Below are 10328 nucleotides of genomic sequence, written 5' to 3' on the forward strand. Positions count from 1 at the left end.
GTTGTTCATCGGTAATTCCACACTTCTTCACAACTATATCCACAGAAAAGGTGAATAAAATTGCCCTTGTTGCCGCTTATCTGTTTATAACTCTGCGCATATTTGTGAGTTATTCAAATGTTATTAGGTTGCAGGCCTGTAAGAGAGTGGTTTACCGCCTCCCTGTAGTGTGAAACAATCATTCATATATCAGATTTAGTTTGGGGTAGTCCGGTGATTGATGACGATGGCTACCGCCCGAACGTAGGAATAGTAATTTGTAATCGTCAGGGCCAGGTGATGTGGGCCCGGCGATATGGTCAGCACTCCTGGCAGTTTCCGCAAGGCGGGATCAACCCAGGGGAGTCCCCAGAACAAGCGATGTACCGGGAGCTGTTTGAAGAGGTCGGTTTAAGCCGAAAAGATGTTCGCATCCTGGCTTCGACCCGCAACTGGTTGCGTTACAAGTTACCGAAACGTTTGGTGCGTTGGGACACAAAGCCGGTTTGTATCGGCCAGAAACAGAAGTGGTTTCTGTTGCAATTGGTGGGCAACGATTCAGATATCAATATGCAAACCAGCAGTACGCCGGAGTTTGATGGCTGGCGCTGGGTGAGTTACTGGTATCCTGTTCGTCAGGTCGTGTCATTTAAACGCGATGTTTACCGTAGGGTGATGAAAGAGTTCGCAAGTGTTGTCATGCAGCTTCAGGAGATCCCGCCTAAGCCGCAGAGCGCACCTGCCTGGCGACGTAAAAGAGGTTAAGCTACGCAAATCATGCTCACCCGCTTGCGAGAAATAGTCGAGAAAGTGGCCAGTGCGCCTCGTCTGAACGAGGCGCTGAATATTCTGGTCACTGACATCTGTCTTGCGATGGAAACTGAAGTCTGTTCGGTGTATCTGGCCGATCATGACCGACGTTGCTACTACCTGATGGCGACCCGTGGTTTAAAAAAACCACGTGGTCGTACCGTTACGCTCGCCTTTGATGAAGGTATCGTAGGCCTGGTGGGGCGACTGGCTGAACCCATCAACCTTGCCGACGCGCAAAAGCACCCCAGCTTTAAATACATTCCCTCCGTAAAAGAAGAGCGTTTCCGCGCCTTCCTGGGCGTACCGATCATCCAGCGTCGTCAACTGCTTGGCGTACTGGTCGTTCAGCAGCGCGAACTGCGTCAGTATGACGAAAGCGAAGAGTCTTTCCTCGTGACGCTAGCCACGCAGATGGCTGCGATCCTCTCTCAGTCTCAGCTTGCCGCCCTGTTTGGGCAGTACCGTCACACGCGTATTCGTGCGCTGCCGGCCTCGCCTGGCGTGGCGATTGCTGAAGGCTGGATGGATGCCACCCTGCCGCTGATGGAACAGGTGTACGAAGCCTCAACGCTGGATGAAGCGCTTGAGCGCGAGCGCCTCACGGCGGCGCTGGAAGAGGCAGCAAACGAATTTCGGCGTTACAGCAAACGCTTTGCCGCCGGGGCGCAAAAAGAGACGGCGGCCATTTTTGACCTCTATTCGCACCTGCTCTCCGATGCACGTCTGCGCCGTGAGCTTTTTGCCGAGGTTGATAAAGGTGCCGTAGCGGAATGGGCCGTTAAAAAGGTCATCGAAAAATTTGCGGAGCAATTTGCCGCACTGACAGACGGTTACCTGAAAGAGCGCGCGGGAGATCTACGTACACTCGGTCAGCGTCTGCTGTTCCACCTTGATGACACGATCCAGGGGCCGAATGCCTGGCCAAAACGCTTTGTGCTGGTTGCCGATGAACTGTCTGCGACGACGCTGGCGGAGCTCCCGCAGGACAGGCTGGCAGGTGTGGTGGTGCGCGATGGCGCAGCTAACTCCCATGCGGCTATTATGGTTCGTGCCCTGGGTATCCCCACCGTTATGGGGGCAGATATTCAGCCCTCGGTGCTGCACCGACGCACGCTGGTGGTGGATGGCTATCGCGGTGAGCTCCTGGTCGATCCTGAGCCGGTCCTGCTCCAGGAATACCAGCGCCTTATCAGTGAAGAGAATGAATTAAGCAAGCTGGCGGAAGATGACGTCGACCTGCCTGCACAGCTCAAAAGCGGCGAGCGCATCAAAGTTATGCTCAACGCAGGGTTAAGCCCCGAGCATGAAGAGAAGCTCGGCAGCCGCATTGATGGCATCGGCTTATATCGCACTGAAATCCCGTTCATGCTGCAAAGCGGCTTTCCCTCAGAAGAGGAGCAGGTCGCACAGTATCAGGGCATGTTGCAGATGTTTAACGACAAACCGGTTACCCTGCGTACCCTGGACGTTGGGGCGGATAAACAGCTGCCGTATATGCCAATCAGTGAAGAAAACCCGTGCCTGGGCTGGCGAGGGATCCGCATTACGCTGGATCAGCCTGAGATCTTCCTGATCCAGGTGCGCGCCATGCTGCGCGCGAATGCGGCGACCGGGAACCTCAGCATTTTACTGCCTATGGTCACCAGCATTGATGAGATCGACGAAGCGCGACGGTTGATCGAACGTGCAGGCCGTGAAGTCGAAGAGATGATCGGTTACGCGATCCCCAAACCGCGGATCGGGGTAATGCTCGAAGTGCCATCCATGGTCTTCATGCTGCCGCAACTGGCGAACCGGGTCGATTTTATCTCTGTCGGGACCAACGATCTGACGCAGTATATTCTGGCCGTCGATCGTAACAACACGCGTGTTGCCAGTATTTATGATAGCCTGCATCCGGCCATCATTCGGGCGCTGGCGATGATTGCCCGTGAAGCGGAGCAATACGGTATCGATTTGCGGCTGTGTGGCGAAATGGCCGGGGATTCAATGTGCGTTGCGATCCTCATCGGCCTGGGGTATCGCCATCTGTCGATGAACGGCCGCGCTGTCGCACGTGTGAAGTACCTGCTGCGCCATATTGACATCGAGGATGCCCGCGAGCTGGCCGAGCGCAGTCTTGAAGCGCAGCTGGCAACAGAAGTGCGTCATCAGGTCGCCGCGTTTATGGAGCGACGTGGCATGGGCGGCCTGATCCGCGGTGGCCGCTGAAGTTTTTATCTCTCTACCTGTAGGCTGAGGGATCCACAATGATTCATAAACAGAAGTAATAACGCTGCTCTCAGAATGACCACCAGAGCAGTGTGTTCCCCCTCACCCCAGCGCTCTCCCAGGAGGAGAGGGAGCCGTCCGTGCGTAATTTTTCTGTGGGGATCCCTCAGCCCCGTGGGGGAGGGCAACATCCCATACCATCCTCTATACACATCTTTTACATCTCTGGCGCATCCTCCGCGTCCGCCTTGTGCTATGATTCGCAACTTTGGAGCCTCTGCTGACCGCCGGGGCGCATCTCTACCGCTGTCCACTTTCAGCGGAATAACAACATCTTGTGGTGACAGATGAACAGTGGTTATCTGCATTTTCCGGAATTTGATCCGGTCATTTTCTCAGTAGGACCCGTTTCGCTTCACTGGTACGGTCTGATGTACCTGGTGGGCTTCATTTTTGCTATGTGGCTTGCTGGCCGTCGCGCCAGTCGTCCTGGCAGTGGCTGGACCAAAAACGAAGTCGAAAACCTGCTTTACGCGGGCTTCCTCGGTGTGTTCCTTGGTGGGCGTATTGGCTATGTCTTGTTCTATAACCTCCCGGTATTCCTCAACGATCCGCTCTATCTGTTCCGCGTCTGGGACGGGGGGATGTCCTTCCATGGCGGCCTGATTGGTGTGATTCTGGTGATGGTGATTTTTGCCAAACGCACCAAACGCAACTTCTTCCAGGTATCGGATTTTATCGCGCCATTGATTCCGTTTGGTCTGGGGGCTGGTCGTCTGGGCAACTTTATCAACGGCGAGCTGTGGGGACGTGTCGACCCGAGCGTTTCCTTTACTATGCTGTTCCCGGGCTCGCGCGCGGAAGACCTGGCGCTGCTGCCGTCTCATCCTGAATGGCAATCCATTTTTGATACGTACGGCGTTCTGCCGCGTCACATGTCTCAGCTCTATGAACTGGCGCTGGAAGGCGTGGTGCTGTTTATCATCCTGAATCTGTTTATCCGCAAACCGCGCCCGATGGGGGCTGTCTCCGGCCTGTTCCTGATTGGCTACGGTGCGTTCCGTATCATCGTTGAGTTCTTCCGCCAGCCGGATGCGCAGTTCACCGGCGAGTGGGTACAGTACATCAGCATGGGGCAAATCCTCTCCATTCCGATGATCGTGGCGGGTGCCATTATGATGATTTGGGCGTATCGTCGTCGTCCACAGCAACAACTTTCCTGAGGAACCATGAAACAGTATCTTGAATTGATGAAAAAAGTGCTCGACGAGGGCACGCCGAAAAATGACCGTACCGGAACCGGCACGCTCTCCATTTTTGGCCACCAGATGCGCTTCAACCTGCAAGAAGGCTTCCCCCTGGTGACGACAAAGCGCTGCCACCTGCGCTCGATCATTCATGAACTGCTCTGGTTCCTGCAAGGCGATACCAACGTTGCCTATCTGCACGAAAACAATGTCTCTATCTGGGACGAATGGGCAGATGAAAACGGCAATCTGGGCCCGGTGTACGGCAAGCAGTGGCGTGCGTGGCCAACGCCTGATGGCCGCCATATTGACCAGATCACCACCGTGATGAACCAGCTGAAAAACGACCCGGACTCGCGCCGTATTATCGTTTCTGCCTGGAACGTGGGTGAGCTGGATAAAATGGCGCTGGCACCGTGCCATGCGTTCTTCCAGTTCTATGTGGCTGATGGCAAACTCTCCTGCCAGCTTTACCAGCGCTCTTGCGATGTCTTCCTCGGCCTGCCGTTTAACATCGCCAGCTATGCGCTGTTAGTACATATGATGGCCCAGCAGTGCGATCTGGAAGTGGGAGATTTTGTCTGGACCGGTGGGGATACGCACCTGTACAGTAACCACATGGAACAGACGCATCTCCAGCTGACCCGTGAGCCGCGTGCACTGCCGAAGCTGATTATCAAACGTAAACCGGAATCGATCTTCGATTACCGCTTTGACGACTTCGAGATTGAGGGATACGACCCGCATCCTGGCATCAAAGCGCCTGTCGCAATCTGATACGGCAAATCGTTACATAACCGGCGCATTTACGCGCCGGTTTTTTTTCGTCTGTACTCTGTTCCCCGAGGCGTTATCCAGTCGGCGTGCAACGCGCTGCAACGGATAACATTCTCTGGATAACGCCTCGTAAAACCCCGAATCGTGGCTCGTCATGTTCACGGCGTTTCGCCACACTCCCGGCATGAAAAAAGAGCATGGCTTTACGCTTATCGAAACTCTGGTTGCCATTTCGCTGGTTATTATCCTCAGCGCGACAGGGCTCGCCGGCTGGGACAACTGGCAACAGCGGCAGAGGTTGTGGCAGGTCGCCTGTCAGGTCCGCGACTATCTGGTGTTTCTGCGAAACGATGCCAATCGTCACAACCGTGACCACCTGATCACGCTTCAGCAGGACGACAGAGGTGCCTGTTTGATGAGCTCTGCGGTGCAGGGCTGTGAGAACAACAGCCCGTATGTGCTCAGACCGTTGTGGCCTGACGTCGTGCTAAGGGAGGTTACGCCTTCATTAGGATTCTACGGATTAAGGGACACGGCGTGGGCAGGGCGGATACGGATACAGAGCAGGGCAGGAGAATGGATGATTGTCGTCTCAAACGGAGGGCGTATCAGGATGTGCACTGTTACAGGGGAAAATGCATGCCGATGAACCAGCACGGCTTCTCACTCACAGAGGTGCTGGTTGCAATGGCGATCAGCAGCATTCTGTTACTCAGCACGTCGCGTTTTTTACCGGAGCTGCAACGGGCAGTTTTGCTGCAATCCAGGGCGCAGGAGCGTGAAGAAGAGATCTGGCAACGCCTGTTCGCCATTGGCAAGCAGTTACAGCGCGCGGGGTATTGCGCGGGTAATTGTCAGGGGCAGAGCCTGACCATCGGCAGAGAGGGAAGCTGTGTGATTGTCCGGTGGGATGCAAACAGTAACGGCACCTGGGACACCTCAGCATCGGATAACGAAAGTACGGGGTTTCGTCTGGAATCAGGCGCGCTGGAAACCCTGCGTGGCGCGACGGGGTGTGAAGGAAAAGGATGGGAGAAACTTACCGACCCGGCCCGGCTTATGATCCACACATTTGTGGTACGTAAACATGAGCACCCGGGATTTGCGCCAGCATTCTATCTCGAGTTGACCGCCAGCGGGGTGAATGATAAGCACGCTGCCCCTTACCAGGCTCGCTATGGCGTTACGGGGTTTAACTTGTGAGCCGCCAGAATGGGATTGCCTCACTGACGCTGGTTCTGCTGTTACTGGTGTTAGGCACACTGATCCTGACCGGCCTTAACCAGCAACTCATAACATTTACCATGCTGGTTGGCGACGAGAGCCGCGCCATCCAGCAGCAGGCAGCCACGCATTCTGCGCTGGAGTGGGGGCGCGTTCAGCACTGGTCGTTGCAGCCTCATGTACAGTGCAAACAGAGACAAACGCAACGTGTTTGTTTGCGTGTACTGAATGAGTCGCAGGTGTTACTCATCGCTGGAGATGGAGAGCTGTTGCTCTGGCGTGGCGGGGAGATTGTCAACGGGCACATACGCTTTTTACCTCATGGCTGGAGTGATTTTTGCCCGCTAAAGGAGCGTGCGTTATGTCGGTTGCCGTAAAGAATGAAAAGGGGTTCAGCATGGTCGATGTGTTGCTGGCGATGCTGCTGCTGGTGGCGATCGTAACGGCGCTGTCCGGCTATCACCGGGCGCTGGCTTCCCGCTTTGCCCTGTTTAGCCAGTATCGTCAGCTCTGGCACATCGCCTGGACGCAGTCGCAGATGGATGCTGGTGCGCTGCCAGCAGGCTGGCAGATAAACCGGATGCAGACAACGCAGTCTGGATGTGTCAGCATCACGGTTACACTTATTTCTCCTCTGGGTCGACGCGGTGAGATGACGCGTCTGCATTGCCCGGTTAGCCAGTAGTCGGGAGCGTCTATGTTAAGGGTCTACCACTCAAATCGTCTGGATGTGCTGGAAGCGCTGATGGAATTTATCGTTGAGCGTGAGCGGCTCGACGATCCGTTTGAGCCTGAAATGGTGCTGGTGCAGAGCACCGGTATGGCACAATGGCTGCAGATGTCGCTTTCCCGTAAATTTGGCATCGCGGCGAATATCGATTTTCCGCTTCCCGCGAGCTTTATCTGGGAGATGTTTGTCCGCGTGTTGCCTGACATCCCGGAGCAGAGCGCGTTTAACAAACAGAGCATGAGCTGGAAGCTGATGGCGCTTTTGCCAGATATGCTCACGCATGATGAGTTTGCCATGCTGCGCCACTACCTGCATGACGATACCGACAAACGCAAGCTGTTCCAGCTGGCATCACGTACCTCGGATCTCTATGACCAGTATTTAGTGTATCGTCCGGAATGGCTGACTCGCTGGGAGGCGGGTGAGTTAGTGGAAGGTCTGCCGGAGGCGCAGGTCTGGCAGGCGCCGCTGTGGAAAGCGCTGGTGGAGCATACCGAAAAGCTGGGTCAACCCAAGTGGCACCGTGCGAACCTCTACCAACGCTTCATCTCCATACTGGAAAATAGCACTGACCGACCGGCCCGGCTGCCCTCCCGCGTATTTATCTGCGGTATTTCCGCCTTGCCACCCGTCTATCTGGATGCGCTGAAAGCGCTCGGAAAACACACCGACATCCATATTCTGTTTACTAACCCTTGCCGCCATTACTGGGGCGACATTCAGGATGACCGGTGGCTTTCGCGGCTTGTGACGCGCCAGCGGCGACGTCTCTTTGAAGAACGCACGGTGCCCTTGTTTAAAGACAGCGCCTCTGCCGCGCAGCTTTTTGATGAGCAGGGCATTCAGAACCTGCCAAACCCGCTGCTTGCCTCATGGGGCAAGCTGGGCCGGGACTACATTCATATGCTCTCTGATATCACCTCGTCAGGCGAAGGCGACGTGGATGCGTTTGTTGAAATCACGCCGGACAGCCTGCTGCACAATATCCAGTCCGATATTCTGGATCTGGAAAATCGCGCGGTGATGGGCGTGACGGCAGAAGAATTTGAACGCAGCGACACGAAGCGGAGACTGGATCCCGAAGATCGCAGTATCACGGTGCATGTTTGCCACAGTGCGCAGCGTGAAGTCGAAGTCCTGCACGATCAGTTGCTCGCCATGCTACAGGACGATCCTGACCTGACACCGCGTGATATCGTGGTGATGGTGGCGGATATCGACAGCTACAGCCCCTTTATTCAGGCCGTTTTCGGCAGTGCGACGGGAGAGCGCTACCTGCCTTATGCCATCTCTGACCGTCGGGCTCGCCAGTCTCACCCGGCCTTGCAGGCATTCGTTACCCTGCTGTCACTGCCCGACAGCCGCTTCATTTCCGAAGATGTCCTGGCATTGCTCGATGTCCCCGTGCTGGCCGCTCGTTTTAACATTAACGAAGAGGGGTTACGCTACCTTCGTCAGTGGGTAAACGAGTCTGGCGTACGTTGGGGGATCGATGACGACAACGTACAGGAGTTTGAGCTTCCCCCTACCGGGCAGCACACCTGGCAGTTTGGTCTGACGCGTATGCTGCTGGGGTATGCAATGGAAAGCAGCCAGGGCGAGTGGAACGAGGTCCTGCCTTATGATGAATCCAGCGGGCTCATCGCGGAGCTTGTCGGGCATTTAGCCTCGCTGCTGATGCAGCTTAACCGCTGGCGACGTGCGCTAATGCAGCCGCGTCCGCTGGGGGAGTGGCTGCCGGTTTGCCGGGAACTGCTCAATGATTTCTTCCTGCCGGACAGTGACACGGAAGCCGCAATGGCGCTGATTGAAACACAGTGGCAGGCGATAGTCGATGAGGGGTTGAACTCCCACTATAACGAAGCGATCCCGCTTTCGCTTCTGCGGGACGAATTGACCCTGCGCCTCGATCAGGAGCGTATCAGCCAGCGCTTCCTTGCCGGGCCGATCAATATCTGCACGCTGATGCCCATGCGTTCCATTCCCTTCAAAGTGGTGTGTCTGCTTGGTATGAATGACGGTGTTTATCCGCGAGCCCTGCCGCCGCTGGGCTTTGATCTCATGAGCCCGGCACCGAAGCGGGGCGACCGTAGCCGTCGTGATGATGACCGCTACCTCTTCCTTGAGGCGCTTATTTCCGCGCAGAACAAGCTTTACATCAGCTATATCGGTCGGTCGATTCAGGACAACAGCGAGCGTTTTCCCTCTGTTCTGGTGCAGGAACTGGTGGACTATATCGGACAGAGCCACTACCTGCCGGGGGATGAAGAACGTAACTGCGATGAGAGCGACCAGCGGGTGAAAGCGCATATCACCTGTTGTCACAGCCGTATGCCGTTTGACCCGATAAACTACGTCGCCAGCGAATTGCAGAGCTATGCCCAGGAGTGGCTCCCCGCGGCGAAGAAAGAGGGGAGGGCGCACAGCGATTTCATTCAGGAGCTCGACGCGCGGCCCATTGAAACCCTGACCTTCGAACAGCTGCAACGGTTTTGGGCGCACCCGGTACGCGCCTTCTTCCAGCAGCGGTTGCAGGTAAATTTCCGCTCGGAAGAGAGCGAAATTCCTGACGCAGAACCGTTTACGCTGGAAGGGCTGGAACGTTATCAGTTAAACCTCCAGCTGCTGAATGCGCTGGTGGAGCAGGAAGATGCTGACAAACTGTTCCGCCGCTATCGCGCTGCGGGGCAATTACCGTATGGTGCGTTTGGGGAGATCGTCTGGGAGGCGCAGTGCACAGAGATGAAGGCGCTTGCCGAGCGTGTTATCGAATGCCGACAGCCGGGAACAAGCCTTGAAATCGACCTCAACTGCAACGGTATCCAGCTGACGGGCTGGCTGACGCAGGTTCAACCGGACGGGCTGCTGCGCTGGCGGCCTTCCATGCTGAGCGTTTCACAGGGTTTGCAACTCTGGCTCGAACATCTTGTCTACAGTGCTGGCGGTAACCAGGGTGAAAGCCGGATGTTTGTACGCAAGGAGGGCGAGTGGCGTTTCCCGCCAATGGAGCCGGAGCAGGCGTTACATTACTTATCCTTGTACATTGAAGGTTACCGTCAGGGGATGAACAAGCCGCTGCTGCTGCTGCCTGAAAGTGGCGGGGCGTGGATAAAAGCCTGTTATGACGCGCAGAATGATGCGATGTTAACGGATGACGCTTCACTGCAGAAAGCGCGGAGTAAATTTGTTCAGGCCTGGGAAGGTAACATGATGGTCCGTGGTGAAGGCGATGATGTCTGGTATCAACGGTTATGGCGAACGCTTGAGCCAGAATACTTTGAGACCATCACGGAAGAGGCACAACGTTACCTGTTACCGTTGTTCAAATTTAATCAGTCCTGAGCGCT

General features: G+C 55.7%; 9 protein-coding genes. All 9 read left to right on the forward strand.

Annotated features, from left to right (window positions below; genetic code table 11):
- Positions 1-213: 213 nt before the first annotated feature.
- The 9 genes from rppH (at position 214) to recC (ending at position 10323) form a co-directional block, all read left to right on the forward strand.
- Entirely contained in the window at positions 214-744 is a 531-nt protein-coding gene (rppH, locus tag PUZ33_RS05565) for an RNA pyrophosphohydrolase (protein WP_013098553.1), read from the forward strand.
- A gap of 12 nt (positions 745-756) precedes the next feature.
- On the forward strand, positions 757-3003 hold the full coding sequence (gene ptsP, locus PUZ33_RS05570) for a phosphoenolpyruvate--protein phosphotransferase (protein ID WP_020689338.1): 2247 nt from the start codon (positions 757-759) through the stop codon (positions 3001-3003).
- Between the two features lie 347 nt (positions 3004-3350).
- A complete protein-coding gene (gene lgt / locus PUZ33_RS05575; RefSeq protein ID WP_013098551.1) occupies positions 3351-4226 on the forward strand; it encodes a prolipoprotein diacylglyceryl transferase in 876 nt (291 codons plus the stop codon).
- A 6-nt stretch (positions 4227-4232) separates the two neighbouring features.
- A complete protein-coding gene (thyA, locus tag PUZ33_RS05580; protein ID WP_013098550.1) occupies positions 4233-5027 on the forward strand; it encodes a thymidylate synthase in 795 nt (264 codons plus the stop codon).
- Between the two features lie 184 nt (positions 5028-5211).
- A complete protein-coding gene (locus tag PUZ33_RS05585) occupies positions 5212-5676 on the forward strand; it encodes a prepilin peptidase-dependent protein (protein ID WP_058680989.1) in 465 nt (154 codons plus the stop codon).
- Positions 5667-6230: a prepilin peptidase-dependent protein gene (locus PUZ33_RS05590; RefSeq protein ID WP_058680959.1), complete on the forward strand. Its 564-nt coding sequence runs from the start codon at positions 5667-5669 to the stop codon at positions 6228-6230. Before PUZ33_RS05585 ends, PUZ33_RS05590 begins: the two co-directional genes overlap by 10 nt.
- Positions 6227-6628, forward strand: coding sequence for a DUF2509 family protein (locus tag PUZ33_RS05595; RefSeq protein WP_058680958.1), 402 nt, complete (start codon positions 6227-6229; stop codon positions 6626-6628). The genes PUZ33_RS05590 and PUZ33_RS05595 overlap by 4 nt, the downstream gene beginning before the upstream one ends.
- A complete protein-coding gene (locus PUZ33_RS05600; protein ID WP_038420517.1) occupies positions 6613-6936 on the forward strand; it encodes a prepilin-type N-terminal cleavage/methylation domain-containing protein in 324 nt (107 codons plus the stop codon). The genes PUZ33_RS05595 and PUZ33_RS05600 overlap by 16 nt, the downstream gene beginning before the upstream one ends.
- Positions 6937-6948: 12 nt before the next feature.
- Positions 6949-10323: an exodeoxyribonuclease V subunit gamma gene (recC, locus tag PUZ33_RS05605; RefSeq protein ID WP_058680957.1), complete on the forward strand. Its 3375-nt coding sequence runs from the start codon at positions 6949-6951 to the stop codon at positions 10321-10323.
- The last annotated feature ends 5 nt before the right edge of the window (positions 10324-10328 follow it).

It is taken from the genome of Enterobacter cloacae complex sp. 2022EL-00981 (assembly GCF_028737495.1).
Taxonomy (GTDB): Bacteria; Pseudomonadota; Gammaproteobacteria; order Enterobacterales; family Enterobacteriaceae; genus Enterobacter; species Enterobacter cloacae.